Genomic DNA, 14,204 nt, shown 5'->3' with positions numbered 1-14,204 from the left:
CATGTCCGCTATTCCTCTTTCGACGATCGACACGGCCGAGGAGCCGCCGGTCAACCTGTGGCGCGATGCCTGGCATCGCCTGAAGCGCAACAAGCTTGCGATCTTCGGCCTGATCGTGATCGTGGTCCTCGCCTTCACGGCGATCTTCGGTCCGTATCTGACGCCATATGACTATCTCAGTCAGGATCTTGCCTCGCGCAATGCACCGCCGTCCCTCGCGCATTTCTTCGGAACTGATGATCTCGGCCGCGACGTCTTCAGCCGCATCGTGTTTGGTACGCGCACGGCCTTCCTCGTTGCCGTCATCGTCACCTTTATCGCTGTCGTGATCGGGCTTCTGCTTGGTGCGGTCGCCGGCTTCTTCGGCAATCCCTTCGACCGGGTCATCATGTGGCTGACGGATGTGACGATGTCGGTACCGAACCTGCTTCTCGTCGTCGTTATCAATGCATCGCTGAAGACGCCGATCACCAAATGGATGGAGGCGCAGTATCTCGCGACCCTCAATCCGTTCTACCGCCAGACGGTCTGGGTGGACTTCCTCCTGGTCTTCGGTTCGATGGCGCTGATCTCCTGGCCGCCCTATGCGCGCCTCGTTCGCGCGCAGGTCCTGTCGATCCGCAATCGTCCCTACGTCATGGCGGCACAGGCGCTTGGCCTTTCCAACTGGATCGTCATCATGCGCTACATCGTGCCGAATGCGCTTGGTCCGCTGATCGTTTCCGTCAGCGCCGGCCTAGGCACGGCAATGGTGCTGGAAAGTGCCTTCAGCTTCCTCGGTGTCGGGGTTAACCCGCCCACGCCGAGCTGGGGCAACATGATCTCGGACGGCCTACGCGTATGGCAGCATTATCCGCATCTCCTCGCCGCTCCGGCGGCCGTGCTCGGTCTTGCTTCGGTGGCCTTCAGCTTCCTCGGCGATGGCCTCAACGACGCACTCAATCCGCGGGGCAGCAAATGATGAACGCAACCACCAGTGAACGCCTGCTGGACGTGAAGGACCTCACCATCGAGATCGACACGCGCCGCGGCCCGGCCGTCGTCGTCGACGGCATCGACCTCTACGTCAACAAGGGCGAGACGCTTGGCGTCGTCGGTGAATCCGGCTGCGGCAAGAGCCTGACGATGTTGAGCCTGATGCGGCTTCTGCCGAACAAGATCAAGGTAACGAAGGGTACGGCCAAGTTTGACGGCCGCGACCTGCAGAAGATGTCGAACCGCGAGCTGCGCAAGGTGCGCGGCGGCGATGTCGGCTTCGTCTTCCAGGATCCGATGACGTCGCTCAATCCGGTCATGCGCATCGGCGACCAGATCTGCGAGCCGCTGATCTATCACCGCGAGATGTCGAAGAAAGAGGCACGGGCTCGCGCCGTCGAGCTTCTGCGCCTCGTTGGCATTCCGGGGCCGGAAGAGCGGCTGATGGCCTATCCGCACGAGCTGTCCGGTGGCATGCGCCAACGCGTGATGATCGCGATCGGCCTTGCCTGCAATCCGAAGCTTCTGATCGCCGACGAGCCGACCACTGCACTCGACGTGACGATCCAGGCCCAGATCGTCGATCTGGTGAAGGATCTGCGCGCCAAGCTCGGCATGTCCGTCGTCTGGATCACCCACGACCTCGCGCTGATTGCGGGTCTCGTCGATCGCGTCGCCGTGCTCTATGCCGGCACGGTCGTGGAAGATGCGCCTGTGGACGAGCTTTATGCTCGTCCCAGCCATCCTTACACGCGCGGCCTCTTGTCCTCGATCCCGAAGCTTTCGGATGCGCCGGCAAGCCGCCTGTCCTCGATCGGCGGCACGCCGCCGGAGCCCGGCCGCCGGCCGAAGGGCTGCCCCTTTGCGCCACGCTGCCCGCTGGCCGAAGCCGTCTGTCATGAGCGTGTGCCGCGGCTTGAGCCGATTTCCGGCAACAGCGCGCATCGCGCCGCCTGTTTCGTCGTCCAGAGAATGCAGGAGGCTGCGTGATGGGTGCTCAACCGCTCTTGAAGGTCGAAAACCTCGTCAAGCATTTCCATGTCAAGCTCGGTGCTTTCGGAGAACGCTCGGCGACCGTCTATGCGCTCGACAATGTCAATCTCGAGATCATGGAAGGCGAGACGCTGAGCCTTGTCGGCGAATCCGGCTGCGGCAAGTCGACGACCGGCTTCACCATCCTCAATCTCTACAAGGCGACTAGCGGCAAGGTGGTCTATAAAGGCCAGGATCTTGCGACGCTGGACGAAAAGCAGATGCGGCCGTTCCGCCGTGACCTGCAGATCGTCTTCCAGGATCCCTATTCAACGCTGAACCCGCGCATGACGGTCGGCGAGGCGATCGGCGAGCCGATCCTCTTCCACAAGCTTGCCACCAAGGCCGAGCTGAAAGACAAGGTCGCAGCGCTGCTGACGGATGTCGGCCTGCCGACACGTTTTGCCCAGCGCTATCCGCATGAGCTCTCGGGCGGCCAGCGCCAGCGTGTCGTCATTGCCCGCGCGCTTGCCTGTCAGCCGAAGTTCATCGTCTGCGACGAGGCGATCTCGGCGCTCGATGTGTCGATCCAGGCGCAGATCATCAACCTGCTGCTCGACCTGCAGGAAAAATACGGCCTGACCTATCTCTTCATCGCCCATGACCTGGCCGTCGTGCGCCATATCAGTACGCGCGTCGGCGTCATGTATCTCGGTCGTCTGGCCGAGCTTGCAACGCGCGAAGAGCTTTTCGACAATCCGCTGCATCCCTATACGAAGGCGCTGCTTTCGGCCGTGCCGGAGACCGATCCGGAGCTTGAGCGGTCACGTAAGCGTCAGATCCTGCAGGGCGATGTGCCAAGCCCGCTGAATCCGCCGACAGGCTGTCGTTTCCATACACGCTGCCCGATCGCGATGGAGGTTTGCAGCAAGGTCATTCCGGAATGGAAGGAAGCGAAGCCCGGCCATCTCGTTGCCTGCCATGCCGTCAATCCGGGGCAGACTTCATGACTCTGAAAGTCGCCATCATTGCCGACGACCTGACCGGCTCCCTCGATACGGGTACACCCTTCGTGGAGGCCGGGTTGTCAGTCGCTGTGGCGATCGATGTGGGGGCGGCTGGCAAGGCGCTGGGAACCGGCGCCGAAGTCGTTGTCGTCAATACTGCTTCGCGCGGATTGCCGGAAGCGGATGCGGTCGCGCGCGTGCGGGCCGTTGCCGAGACCCTGCGCGCTGCCGGGTCGGCCATCTTCATGAAGAAGATCGACTCGCGGCTGAAGGGCAATGTCGCAGCCGAAAGCATTGCGCTTGCCGATGTGCTGGGTCTCAAGACAATCCTCATGGCGCCTGCCATTCCCGATCAGGAGCGGATCACCTATCGTGGCTGCGTGGTCGGGCGCGGTGTGGAGCATCCCTTGCCGATAGCCGGCCTCTTTGCAGGATCTGGCCGCGACGTGATGGTTGCCGATGCCGAAGACGATGCCGATCTCGATATTGTCGTCACGGAGAACGACTGGCTTTCCACCCTTGCAGTCGGTGCCCGTGGTCTGGGTTCCGCCCTGGCGCGCCGGCTCGGCGGAACCGCGCGGCTGATGCCGGAATTTCTTGCGACGCGAAAAACACTCTTTGCCTTCGGCTCGCGGGATCCGATCACTTCCGGGCAGATGGATCGTCTGGAAGCTTCCGGTGCGTTGCGTGTCGTTGTCGATGCGCCCATGGGCGCGGTTGAAAGTGGTGAGGGTCTGGCGCTGCCGGCGCTGGTGCGCTGCACAGGCGAGATGAAGAGCGATGCCGCACTCGTTGCCACTCGCTTTGCGCAGGGTGTGAAATCGGTCATAGATGATACCAACCCGGACATGATCATGGTGGGCGGCGGCGATACTGCGCTTGCCGTTTTTCGCGAACTGGGCGTTTCGATCCTGTTGCCGAAGGGGGAAATCGAGGCCGGTATTCCGTGGTTTGACGTGACCGGCGTCAACGGGCGGCAATTCCGGTGTGCCGTCAAGTCGGGGGGCTTCGGCAATTCCGATAGTTTGCTAAGACTGATCGTTCGGAATCGGGCGGCGTAACGGATGCTAGCAGGGAGAATGAGAGTGGATGAAGCGAATGGCGGATCGGTGAATCCGGAAGCGGCGCCGGCAGCCCGGCCAGGCAGAGCCGTGAAGCTGGTCGACCGTGTCTTCGATCAGCTGATGGAGCGTATCCGCGCCGGCAACTATCCGCCGGATTCACGCCTTCCGGGCGAACATGAACTTGCCTCTCTGCTGGGCGTCTCGCGCCCCATTGTGCGCGATGCGCTGGCGCGTCTCAGAGAGCAGGGGATTGTCTATGCAAGGCAGGGGGCTGGCACCTTCGTCAGCGCGCATGGCTCGCCGACGGCGCAGCTTGCCTATTCGCCGGTCAAGACGATTGCCGATATCCAGCGCTGCTACGAATTCCGCCTGACGATCGAGCCGGCTGCCGCCTATTTTGCTGCCAAGCGCCGCGACGATGCCGCGATCCAGAAGATTGCCGCAGCCCTTGCGGATCTGCGCGAAGCGACAAGTCATCAGCTGCACCGGGTGGATGCCGACTTCGTCTTCCACCGCGCCGTCACCGAGGCGGCCAACAATCACTATTACACGGCCTCCATGGATGCGCTGAAAGCGCATATCGCCGTTGGCATGCATCTGCACGGGCTTTCGCTGCTCGGCCCGCGGCCTGGGCTGGAGCAGGTGTACAAGGAGCATAACGAAATCTACAAGGCGATCGCCGAGGGCAGGGCGGAGAGCGCCCGTGACCTGATGCGCGCTCACCTGGAGGGTTCACGCGACCGTCTGTTCGAAGGACGCGTGCTCGACCTGTCCTTCTGAGGAAGCCCGGCTCCGTGATGTGGACTCGAGGCCTCATTCCTCGAATAAAGCTCGTTCCGTCGCGAATATCTTGGTGATGTATTCGGCGACGGTCCGGATCGGCAGATCCTTGCGCTGCTGGCGTCGGGTGAGAAGCCAGGCTTCCCGCGGCGGCGGGACGAGCTCGAGCGAGCAAGCATAGAGGCTTTTTTCTGTGCGACCGATGTAATGCGGCAGGAGCGCCAGACCTGCGCCTGACTTGGCAGCCATCGCCTGGGAAACCTGATTGTTGGCGCGGAAGGACACACGCGCGTGCGAGAAGTGGCGGGCCAGCCAGATCGCCTCGGGCACGTAGCCGTTCACCTCGTCAAATCCGACGAAGACGGGTTCCGCGCCGTTTTCGACCTGCCGGCAAACCTCCTGCGTTCCGTAAAATCCGTATCCGATTGTCGCGAGCTGCTTGGCAATGAGATCGCCGTCCTGAGGTTTTGCCAGGCGTATGGCGATGTCGGCCTCGTGGCGTTCAAGGCTTATGGTACGCAGGTCAGTCGCAAGGTCGATGTCGAGGCCCGGATATTGTTTGGTGATTTCCGCCAGACGGGGGATCAGGAAGCCCTGCGAGAGTGCGGGCGACGCGTTGATGCGCACCAAGCCTTTCGGCGTGTCATCCTTCCAGCCCCGTCCGAGCGTCTGGACGGAGGCTTCCATATCGCTTGCTGCAGTGAGTGCGCGGGTTCCGGCGGGTGTGAGCACATAGCCGTCCGGGCGGCGCTCGACCAGTTTTTCGCCGAGCGTTTCCTCAAGTGAATGAAGCCGGCGGGCAATCGTTGCGTGGTTGACGCGCAATGTGCGGGCCGCGGCCGAAAGGCTGCCGTGCCGTCCGAGTGCGAGAAAAACCCTGATGTCCTGCCAATCGGGCTCTGTGCGTTTTTTATCAGCCATTGGCAAAGAATAGAGAATTTTTCGCAGAAGGGAACGGGACTAGATAGGAGGCGACCTCGAAACAGAAAGGTTGCCGACATGACCTCTTCCAATCTTAATCTCACGCTTATCGGCGGGCCAACCGTGCTGATCGAATACGGCACGCTCCGGCTTCTCACCGATCCGACCTTCGACCCGCCGGGCCTCTACAAGGAAACGCCAGTCCGTTTCGAAAAGACTTCCGGCCCTGCCTTGTCGGTCGAAGAGATTGGTCGGCTGGATGCGGTTCTTTTGAGCCACGACCAGCACTTCGACAATCTCGACAATGCCGGACGGGCAATGCTTCCTGACGTCCGCACCACCTTCACGACGAAGGCTGGAGCGGAGCGGCTGGGCGACAATGCGCTGGGCCTTGCACCGTTCGAAACCGTAACGCTGGAAGGCGCCGGCGGCGAGAAGCTGCTGGTCACCGCAACACCTGCCCGCCACGGCCCCGTCGGCATCGAGCCGATTTCCGGTGATGTCGTCGGTTTTGCTCTCGGCCGCGAAAAGCCAGGTGACCTTCTCTACGTGACCGGTGACACGGTCTGGTACGAGGGTACGGCCGAGGTTGCGCGGCTGTTTTCTCCCAAGGTCGTGCTGTTGTTTACGGGCGCTGCCGAGCCCCGTGGCCGCTTCCACGTGACGATGGGCAGCGAAGACGCTCTGGAGGCGGCGCACGCCTTCCCGAACGCCCTCCTCGTATCCGCGCATAACGAAGGCTGGGTGCACTTCCGCGAAACTCAGGACCAGCTCGCACACACGTTCTCGGTCTTCAACCTCAAAGATCGCCTGAAACTCTTCGAAAAAGGCAAGCCGCTCGCCGTCGACCTGACGGCCTGATCACCTCTCAAACATGGCGCAAAGCGCCATCTTCCACGGAGACATACCATGAGCAATGAACAGAAAGTCGCAATCGTCACCGGTGCCTCGCAGGGTATCGGCGCGGGCATCGTCGAAGCCTATCGCAAGGAAGGCTATGTCGTCGTTGCCAACTCCCGCAACATCCAGCCTTCGTCCGATGCAGGCATTGTCGCAGTACCCGGCGGCATCGGCGAGCGTGGCGTGGCCGAAGAGGTGGTCAAGACGGCCGTCGAGCGTTTCGGCCGCATCGATACGCTGATCAACAATGCCGGCATCTTCATCGGCAAACCGTTCACCGAATACACGGTTGAGGACTTCAACAACGTCATCAACGTCAACGTTGCCGGCTTCTTCCATGTCACGCAATTTGCCATTGCCCAGATGCTGAAGCAGAGCCATGGTCACATCGTTCAGATTACGACGGCCCTCGTGGATCAGCCGATCGCCGGCGTTCCCACGGGCCTTGCGACGCTGACGAAGGGCGGTCTCGACGCCGTAACCCGCGGGCTTGCGATCGAATATGCCAAGAGCGGCATTCGCGTGAATGCGGTGGCGCCCGGTATCATCAGGACGCCGATGCATGCGCCGGAAACGCATGAGTTCCTCAGCGCCCTGCATCCGGTCGGCCGCTTGGGTGAGGTGAGCGAAGTCGTCGATGCCGTGCTCTATCTGGAGCGTGCCGGCTTCGTCACCGGCGAGACGCTGAATGTCGATGGCGGCCAGCATGCCGGTCGCTGGTAAGCCGAGAGAATAGGCAACGGACGGAGCGCTCCATAGCGCCCGTCCTTCAAGGAGAACGACAATGCCTTATGTGAATATCAAAGTGACGCGTGAAGGCACGGCTCCGGGCGCAACCAGCACGACGCCGGAGCAGAAAGCCGCCCTGATTAAAGGCGTCAGCGATCTGCTCTTCGATATCCTCGGCAAGCCGCACGACAGCACCTTTGTCGTCATTGATGAAGTCGAGATGGAAAACTGGGGTGTCGGTGGTGTGCCTGTGCCTGAATATCGCAAGCAGCTTGCGGAAAAAGCAGCAAAGCAGAAATAGTGTCGTGGCGGCCTGCAAAGCCGCCACTCGCTTATGATCAAACGCAATGCATGGAGTATCGTGTCATGGGCAATTGGCAGGACAATCGTATCATCGGCCTCTTCGGGATCGAGCTCCCCATCATTCAGGCTCCAATGGCAGGCGCGACCACGCCCGAGATGGTGATTGCGGCGAGCGAAGCCGGCGGTCTTGGATCGCTTCCTGCAGCGCTACTGACAATCGAGCAGACGAAAGCGGCACTCGACCAGATACGCTCGGCGACATCAAAGCCGATCAATGTGAATTTCTTCGCACATGCCAATCCTGCAACCGATCCCGTCGCCCAGATGAAATGGCGCACCGCGCTTGCGCCCTATTATGTCGAGCTGGGGCTCGATCCTGCCGCGCCGGTGCCGGCGGCAGGGCGTGCACCTTTCGATAGCGATTATTGTGCGGTTGTCGAAAGCTATCGGCCCGAAGTCGTCAGCTTCCATTTCGGCCTGCCGGGAGCGGACCTACTTGAGCGCGTGCGGCTCACCGGTGCGAAGATCATCGCTTCGGCGACGACAGTCGCGGAGGCGCGCTGGCTGGTGGAGCGCGGTGTCGATGCGGTCATTGCAATGGGCCTGGAAGCCGGCGGACACCGGGGCAATTTCCTTGATGACGACATGATAACGCAGGTCGGTACGATGGCGCTTGTGCCGCAGATCGTCGATGCTGTTTTCGTGCCTGTTATCGCGGCTGGTGGCATCAGTGACCGGCGCGGTGTTCGCGCCGCTTTTGTGCTTGGCGCGTCCGCAGTTCAGGTGGGTACCGCCTATCTCTTTACGCCGGAGGCAAAGGTCACGACCTTTCACCGTGAAGCGCTGAAATCGGCGCGGGACGACAATACCGCCTTGACCAATATCTTTACCGGCCGTCCGGCACGGGGGATTGTCAATCGTATCATGCGGGAAATCGGACCGCTGTCGGACACCGCACCGGCCTTCCCGACCGCCGGCGGTGCACTTGCGCCGCTGAGAGCGGTGACCGAGAAGGATGGCAGGCCGGATTTCAGCAATATGTGGGCCGGTCAGGCCGCGAGCCTAGCGCGCGAAATGTCGGCGGCGGCGCTGACGCGTTATCTCGTCGAGGCCGATTAAGACGGTCGCTGCCGTTACAATAATATGTCAGCCCTCCGCGCCGGCTGCCTTCGCCTGCTGGGCAGCGCGGAGCGTGGCTGTTGCGGCGGCGGCCGCGCCGTTCTTGTCGTCGCCGCCGACCTGAACCATGGGCTGGGCGAATTCGATGCCGTTGCTCTGGAAGGCTTCCCGGATCATCGCGTAGGCCTTGCGGCGAATATAGGTCTGCATGCCGGGCACGGTCGTCATGGCGAAACTCAGGACGATGCCGTAGTCGCCGAATTCCTCGACGCCCTTCATCTTGAGCGGCTCGATGAAGAGGGGACCGACCTCGGCATCTTCTTTCAGCTCTGCGCCGATCGCCTTGGTAATTTTCCGGGCCTTGTTGATGTCGGTGTTATAGGCGACCGAGATGCGGAATTTGTCGATCACCCAGTCGCGGCTCATGTTCTCCACAGCGCCGAGCTCTCCGAAGGGGACAGTGAAGACTGGGCCGCGATGGTGGCGCAGCCGCACCGAGCGCAGGCTGAAGCCTTCCACTGTTCCCTTGTAGTTTTTCGCCTGAATATACTCGCCGACGCGGAAGGCATCGTCGAGCATATAGAAAACGCCGCTGATGACGTCCTTGACGAGGGTCTGCGAGCCGAATCCGATCGCTACGCCGAAGATGCCCGCGCCGGCGATCAGCGGTCCGATCTCGACGCCAAGCTGGGAGAGAACGATCAGGCCGGCCATGACCGCCACCATGACGGCAAGTCCATTGCGGAAGATCGGCAAAAGCGTCCTGAATCTCGCGCGTTTTGCCACTTCGGCAGGGGCGAGGCCGGTCGCGTCCGCAGAGGTTGTAATGGTGCGATCGATCCAGCCCTTGGCAAGCTGCCAGAGAAGATCGGCAATCAAAAGCACGATGACGCCTTTCAGCAATCCATTGAGGACGGCGGCTATCGTCGCGTTCTGATTTGCGAGGGAATCCGGGCTGAAGCGCCAGACGAGAGCAAGCCACCCAGCAGCGAGCGCGATGACGATTGCCCGACTGCCGCGCACGAGCAATATGCTCTTCGGACTCTCAGGCGGTGCAGAAGTGAGTGTTGCCGCAGCCCTGCCCGTGGCGCGCAACAGATCCGGCAGGACAAGGACATAGACGCCGATCCAGAAAAGACCTTGCAGATCCAGGCACCAGAGTGCCCATAGGAGGGCAAGAAAGGCGGTCAGCCCTGCCTTTATGACAAGGGGATGGATGAGAGCCGACCAGACCGTTTCAATCGCCAGCGCCAGTAGAAGAATCGAGAAGCCGTAGGAGATCGCTTCGGTGACGGCGGGATCAACGCCAAGTGGTGCTCCGAGTGTTGAGGTTGCTACAGCAAACAGTGTGATGCCGAGAAAGATTCGGGCGCGGATAACAAGCCCGGGGCGATTGCTTTCCACGAGGCCAATCAGGACAGCGCCGATGCGGTAGACGATGAAGGCGACCAGATAGGCAAGGAGGACCAGCCGGGCGAGCGGCGGCCATTCGACGGCGAAGAATATGATCGCCACAACCACGCTAAAGACTGCGACCGGAAGAAGACGGGCGACCGGGCCGATCGATGCGGGGCGCGCGCGCCTGAAGAGCCATTCGGCGGCCGCGCCTATTGCGACCAAGCCGGCAAAAATCAGGAAGATCGGCGCATAGCCGTGTGAGACGGCGTCCTGGCGAGCACGAGCGGCGCCTTCGGACATTTCGGAGGGGATGCGCGGAACGGCCGCGAGAATACCATCGATGCGCGCGCGCACTCGCGCTTCCCAGGTCGCAAAGCCTGATGGCTGGGCGGCTGCGGCTGTTGCGTCCTGCTCCTTCTTCCGACTTTCCAGCCAGGTTTGGATCTCGGGATCCTGCAACAGGCCTATCAGTTGGTCGATCTTCTGCTGAGGCGGTGGTGGCGCGGTTTGAGCCGCCGCCGCGGTCACAACGAGGAAAGCCAGAAGAAATACCGCCAGCCTGATCATCCTAGATGTCTCCCGGCGAAGCTGCCGGTTGCAGCAGAGGCCGTCACCGATCTGTCCATGCGCTCATCCTTACACAAATAGAAGGATGTGCACAGCCGATGCGTTTAGGGGAGTACGTTACGGTAAACTCCGGCGTAAAGGCGAGGGAGGAAGCGTAAACGGTGGCGAATTTACGGTAACGTACTTCCATCTTCCGCCCGCCACTCCATAGTTGGCGGGATGAGCAGGAGGCCGAAATTCCAATGCGTGGGAAAGGAGGCATTAATCGCAACAGTACCGAAACCGCACAGCGCGGGCTGTGGCGGCTCATGCTGAAATTGCCTGCCATGCGCGGCAGACTGCAGCTTCTCGCATCGAAATCCCATTCGCTCGACGATCTCTTTGAGGCTTATGAAGAAGCAAGCCTCGCTCTGGGGCGGCTGATGCGGCAGCCTGGAGACGAGCATTATCCGATGGTGACAGAATACGAAACCATCTGTGCCGAAATCGAATCCGACATCATTCAATATGTCCTGGAACACCGCCCGAGCGTGCCGGATTGAGGCGCTGACTCGCGTTAAAATCTATCGTCTACTGGTTTTGTTAGCATTTTCGGTTGCAACCTTCTGCTGTCTCGGCGATAAACATCTCTGTTATACTTTAGCCTAATCAGCGCGTACGGGGCGATCATGGGTGCTGAAGTACACGATACCAGGGCATGCGAAGTATCGTTGCCGGAGGCCAGGGCGGAACTCGAACGAATTCTGTCCGATCCCAGATTCCACGCCACGGAACGGCAACGGGCCATTCTCAGGTATCTTGCGGAAAGGCGTTTCGCCGGCTGCGAGGAGGGGGTTAAGGCCTATTCCATCGCACTAGACGTTCTCGGCCGAGCGAGCAATTTCGATGCATCCAACGATCCGATCGTGCGCATCGAGGTGAGCCGGCTGCGTTCGTCGGTCGAGAACTATTACGAAGCCTTCGGTGCCGAGCGTGATGTGACAATCCACATCCCCAAGGGAACGTATGTGACGCTTTTCCCCCGTTCGCATGTGCCTTACGAACAAGACGAGGAAAAGCTGGCGTTGGAAAGCGATCTGCCCGAGACGCCGGATGATGTTCCGGTTTCTCAAGTTGCGGAGAGCTCTGTTGCCGCTTCACCCTCAGGTCGGCCTCTGGCGATATATGCCAGCGGGGCGCTGCTGCTGTGCGTCGCGATTGTCGCCGGCGCTGTCGCCTATGCATCGAAGCCGTCCCTGACGGTCCGTCCTTCCGTTGCTCTTTCCATGGATGCAGTCGACAGCAGGCTGCAGGGCGAGGCTAGCCAGACGCGCGATATGCTGCTGACGGCGCTGACACAATTCCAGACGCTGACAGTGGCGAAGGCAGGTTATGCCGATAAGCGAAACCAGAAGGTCTCGGGGCGGGCCTATGAAATAGACATGAAATATTACGGCGACGGGGATATCAGGAGCGTCTGGTGGCAGATCGTTGACAGCCAGTCCGGCGACCTCCTGAAATCGGGGCTCGAAAAGATCGCCATCGATGGCAGGAGCCCGGCAGCGACCCGTCAGGAGATCGTCGATGTTCTTGCTCGCCGCTTTGCAGCGACGCGGGGGGCGATCAATAATATCGAAACGCATGCCGGCAGTACGGAGTCGATCGGAAACGCCTGCGTCCTGCGTGCCGAATATCAGCTCGATGACGGCAGCTCGGACAATATGGCCGCGGTGCGCTCCTGCCTTGAACGGACGCTTGCCGCCGATCCGAGCAATTCCGATGCGAAGGCGCTGCTCGCACGTGTCCTCATCGCGCCGGAGGCCGCGGCCGGGGATGCCGCGGTGCGCGCCCGTGCTCTCGATTTGGCAAACCGCGCGGTTTCGCTCGCCCCAATGTCGGACCGCGCCTATGTGGCGCTGATGATGACGCAGTTCGCCGATGGGCGCATCGATGCGGCGCTGCAGGCCGGGAACCGGGCGATCTCGCTCAATCCGAGCAATCCGGATGCGGTGGCGAAACTTGCTTCCGTACTGTTTTCGGCCGGTTACTTCGACGCCGGTGTCGCCATGGCGCAGGATGCGGGGCGGGCCGTCGATATCGTGCCGCGTGATGCCATGCTCGTGCTTGCCCTGGATGCTTATCGCCGCGGTGATTGGTCGGAGGCCTCATTGCTTGCCGAACAGGTGAACTGCACCGATTTCGTCGTGCGGGCTTTACGGGTGGCCGCACTCGGTCAGCTCGGTTCCGACCAGGCGAAGGAGCGGCTTGCCGATGTGCGGGGCAGGGATCCGGATTTCGAGCGCACCTTGCGTTGGAAGCTCGAGGCAAGGCGCTTCCAGCCATTACTTTCGGCAGAGATCGTAGCAGGACTGACAAAGGCGGGGGCCGTATTCGCGCTCAACGACGTCACCGGAGCCGTGAACCCGTAAATGGGATTAGCTGCTCGCTTCCGTTCTCTGCAAAGCTCTCCTGCAACCTGGTGGGCCGATGCGACGAGAACATTCGAAGCGTTTTTCCTTTCGGCTTCCGAGGCAGAAGCGTCGCAATATCCCGAAAACGACAGGCCCGTTTACAGCGGCGTTTACGGCGCGGTTTACCGTAACGTACTTCCGCGTAGAGCCGGAGATGTATCCTATCGCCACAGGGGCGATTAAATTCGTGGGTCAGCAGAGGGATATTGGATGCGAACCACCATGCTATTGCTTTCCGCGGCCATTCTGGCCGCTCCCGCAGTCGTGAAGGCTGCGGATATTGCTCCCGTTCTCGCTCCACAGCCGCTGCCGGATGATCCTGACAAATGGACCTTTTCGATCTCGCCCTATTTCTGGGCCGCCGGGATCACGGGCGACACCGGTGTTTTCGGCCTTCCGGAGGTTCATGTCGACGAGAGTTTCGGCGATATTCTCTCGGATATCGATTTCGGCTTCATGGCAGCGGGTGACGCCCGTTATGACCGTTTCAGCATCGTGACCGATATTATCTATGCCCGCATAACGACGGACTCGGCCACGCCGCGCGGCATATTCGCCGACGAGGTCGACCTGAAAACGGAAACCTTCACGGCGATGATCGGTGCGGGTTACTCGGTGATAGACGAGCCCCAGGGCCGCCTCGATGTGATCGGCGGCGTGAAGATCTGGTATACCGAAACGACGATTTCCTTTTCCGGCGGCCCGCTGGGCGGCGTGTCAGGCACTGACGATGCCACTTGGGTCGATGCCATGGCCGGCGTCAGGGGGATGTATTCGATCACGCCTTCGATCTATTTTACCGGGTGGGGTCTGATCGGCGCCGGCGGTGCCGATCTCGACTGGGATGTCATGGCGGCTATCGGCTACAAATGGAATGACACCATTTCCGCCGTTGCCGGCTATCGTGCTCTCGGCGTGAACTATAGTGACGATACCCTGACCAACGATATCGTCGAGCATGGCCCGATCCTGGGCGTCGTCTTTCATTTCTGAGATTGCGCGAGGGCGCTCGCGGCAAT

At 61.0% G+C, this 14,204-nt stretch carries 14 protein-coding genes; 12 read left to right on the top strand and 2 right to left on the bottom strand.

All coding sequences use genetic code 11. The annotated features are described in order from the left end of the window. The first annotated feature begins 1 nt into the window (after position 1). From J2X71_RS24655 to J2X71_RS24635, 5 genes are read left to right on the top strand one after another with little or no spacing between them, the layout of a single operon-like run. Positions 2-961: an ABC transporter permease gene (locus tag J2X71_RS24655; RefSeq protein ID WP_310386123.1), complete on the top strand. Its 960-nt coding sequence runs from the start codon at positions 2-4 to the stop codon at positions 959-961. Next, positions 961-1,965, top strand: coding sequence for an ABC transporter ATP-binding protein (locus tag J2X71_RS24650; protein ID WP_405049747.1), 1,005 nt, complete (start codon positions 961-963; stop codon positions 1,963-1,965). The genes J2X71_RS24655 and J2X71_RS24650 overlap by 1 nt, the downstream gene beginning before the upstream one ends. Beyond that, a complete protein-coding gene (locus J2X71_RS24645; protein ID WP_310386119.1) occupies positions 1,965-2,957 on the top strand; it encodes an oligopeptide/dipeptide ABC transporter ATP-binding protein in 993 nt (330 codons plus the stop codon). Before J2X71_RS24650 ends, J2X71_RS24645 begins: the two co-directional genes overlap by 1 nt. Continuing rightward, complete coding sequence (locus tag J2X71_RS24640; RefSeq protein WP_310386117.1) at positions 2,954-4,015, top strand: four-carbon acid sugar kinase family protein; 1,062 nt, start codon at positions 2,954-2,956, stop codon at positions 4,013-4,015. The genes J2X71_RS24645 and J2X71_RS24640 overlap by 4 nt, the downstream gene beginning before the upstream one ends. A gap of 24 nt (positions 4,016-4,039) precedes the next feature. After that, complete coding sequence (locus J2X71_RS24635; RefSeq protein WP_310386115.1) at positions 4,040-4,798, top strand: FadR/GntR family transcriptional regulator; 759 nt, start codon at positions 4,040-4,042, stop codon at positions 4,796-4,798. Positions 4,799-4,831: 33 nt separating this feature from the next. Here J2X71_RS24635 and J2X71_RS24630 read toward each other — a convergent pair whose 3' ends face one another. Continuing rightward, positions 4,832-5,719, bottom strand: coding sequence for a LysR family transcriptional regulator (locus J2X71_RS24630; protein ID WP_310386113.1), 888 nt, complete (start codon positions 5,717-5,719; stop codon positions 4,832-4,834). 78 nt (positions 5,720-5,797) lie between these two features. Here J2X71_RS24630 and J2X71_RS24625 point away from each other — a divergent pair, with 78 nt between their 5' ends. From J2X71_RS24625 to J2X71_RS24610, 4 genes are all read left to right on the top strand, one after another. Beyond that, positions 5,798-6,580: an MBL fold metallo-hydrolase gene (locus tag J2X71_RS24625; protein WP_310386111.1), complete on the top strand. Its 783-nt coding sequence runs from the start codon at positions 5,798-5,800 to the stop codon at positions 6,578-6,580. 48 nt (positions 6,581-6,628) lie between these two features. Beyond that, positions 6,629-7,342 (top strand): SDR family oxidoreductase, encoded by a 714-nt coding sequence (locus J2X71_RS24620; protein ID WP_310386109.1) that lies wholly within the window; start codon positions 6,629-6,631, stop codon positions 7,340-7,342. A gap of 61 nt (positions 7,343-7,403) precedes the next feature. Continuing rightward, on the top strand, positions 7,404-7,649 hold the full coding sequence (locus J2X71_RS24615; protein WP_113322707.1) for a 4-oxalocrotonate tautomerase family protein: 246 nt from the start codon (positions 7,404-7,406) through the stop codon (positions 7,647-7,649). A gap of 65 nt (positions 7,650-7,714) precedes the next feature. After that, the gene (locus J2X71_RS24610) at positions 7,715-8,770 is read left to right on the top strand and encodes a nitronate monooxygenase family protein (protein WP_310386108.1); all 1,056 of its coding nucleotides are present in this window, start codon (positions 7,715-7,717) and stop codon (positions 8,768-8,770) included. 27 nt (positions 8,771-8,797) lie between these two features. Here the strand turns inward: J2X71_RS24610 and J2X71_RS24605 are convergent, their stop codons facing one another. Continuing rightward, positions 8,798-10,735 carry a mechanosensitive ion channel family protein gene (locus J2X71_RS24605; protein ID WP_113322703.1) on the bottom strand — a complete coding sequence of 646 codons (1,938 nt, stop codon included), beginning with the start codon at positions 10,733-10,735 and terminating at the stop codon, positions 8,798-8,800. Positions 10,736-10,977: 242 nt separating this feature from the next. Between J2X71_RS24605 and J2X71_RS24600 the strand changes: the two genes are divergently transcribed. From J2X71_RS24600 to J2X71_RS24590, 3 genes are all read left to right on the top strand, one after another. Next, positions 10,978-11,277 (top strand): hypothetical protein, encoded by a 300-nt coding sequence (locus J2X71_RS24600; RefSeq protein WP_113322702.1) that lies wholly within the window; start codon positions 10,978-10,980, stop codon positions 11,275-11,277. 126 nt (positions 11,278-11,403) lie between these two features. Next, positions 11,404-13,143: a hypothetical protein gene (locus J2X71_RS24595; RefSeq protein ID WP_310386104.1), complete on the top strand. Its 1,740-nt coding sequence runs from the start codon at positions 11,404-11,406 to the stop codon at positions 13,141-13,143. Between the two features lie 252 nt (positions 13,144-13,395). Continuing rightward, positions 13,396-14,178, top strand: coding sequence for a DUF481 domain-containing protein (locus J2X71_RS24590; RefSeq protein WP_310386103.1), 783 nt, complete (start codon positions 13,396-13,398; stop codon positions 14,176-14,178). The last annotated feature ends 26 nt before the right edge of the window (positions 14,179-14,204 follow it).

It is taken from the genome of Rhizobium sp. 1399, from assembly GCF_031455475.1.
In the GTDB taxonomy this organism is placed as follows: domain Bacteria; phylum Pseudomonadota; class Alphaproteobacteria; order Rhizobiales; family Rhizobiaceae; genus Rhizobium.
This window is presented reverse-complemented; position numbering and strand designations above follow the sequence as displayed.

What these genes read in the sequence shown, in the direction of transcription:
- J2X71_RS24615 (WP_113322707.1), top strand. Translation starts at nt 7,404, where the DNA reads ATGCCTTATGTGAATATCAAAGTGACGCGTGAAGGCACGGCTCCGGGC.
- J2X71_RS24645 (WP_310386119.1), top strand. Translation starts at nt 1,965, where the DNA reads ATGGGTGCTCAACCGCTCTTGAAGGTCGAAAACCTCGTCAAGCATTTC.
- J2X71_RS24605 (WP_113322703.1), bottom strand. Translation starts at nt 10,735, where the DNA reads ATGATCAGGCTGGCGGTATTTCTTCTGGCTTTCCTCGTTGTGACCGCG.
- J2X71_RS24595 (WP_310386104.1), top strand. Translation starts at nt 11,404, where the DNA reads ATGGGTGCTGAAGTACACGATACCAGGGCATGCGAAGTATCGTTGCCG.
- J2X71_RS24625 (WP_310386111.1), top strand. Translation starts at nt 5,798, where the DNA reads ATGACCTCTTCCAATCTTAATCTCACGCTTATCGGCGGGCCAACCGTG.
- J2X71_RS24620 (WP_310386109.1), top strand. Translation starts at nt 6,629, where the DNA reads ATGAGCAATGAACAGAAAGTCGCAATCGTCACCGGTGCCTCGCAGGGT.
- J2X71_RS24640 (WP_310386117.1), top strand. Translation starts at nt 2,954, where the DNA reads ATGACTCTGAAAGTCGCCATCATTGCCGACGACCTGACCGGCTCCCTC.
- J2X71_RS24650 (WP_405049747.1), top strand. Translation starts at nt 961, where the DNA reads ATGAACGCAACCACCAGTGAACGCCTGCTGGACGTGAAGGACCTCACC.
- J2X71_RS24630 (WP_310386113.1), bottom strand. Translation starts at nt 5,719, where the DNA reads ATGGCTGATAAAAAACGCACAGAGCCCGATTGGCAGGACATCAGGGTT.
- J2X71_RS24600 (WP_113322702.1), top strand. Translation starts at nt 10,978, where the DNA reads ATGCGTGGGAAAGGAGGCATTAATCGCAACAGTACCGAAACCGCACAG.
- J2X71_RS24655 (WP_310386123.1), top strand. Translation starts at nt 2, where the DNA reads ATGTCCGCTATTCCTCTTTCGACGATCGACACGGCCGAGGAGCCGCCG.
- J2X71_RS24590 (WP_310386103.1), top strand. Translation starts at nt 13,396, where the DNA reads ATGCGAACCACCATGCTATTGCTTTCCGCGGCCATTCTGGCCGCTCCC.
- J2X71_RS24610 (WP_310386108.1), top strand. Translation starts at nt 7,715, where the DNA reads ATGGGCAATTGGCAGGACAATCGTATCATCGGCCTCTTCGGGATCGAG.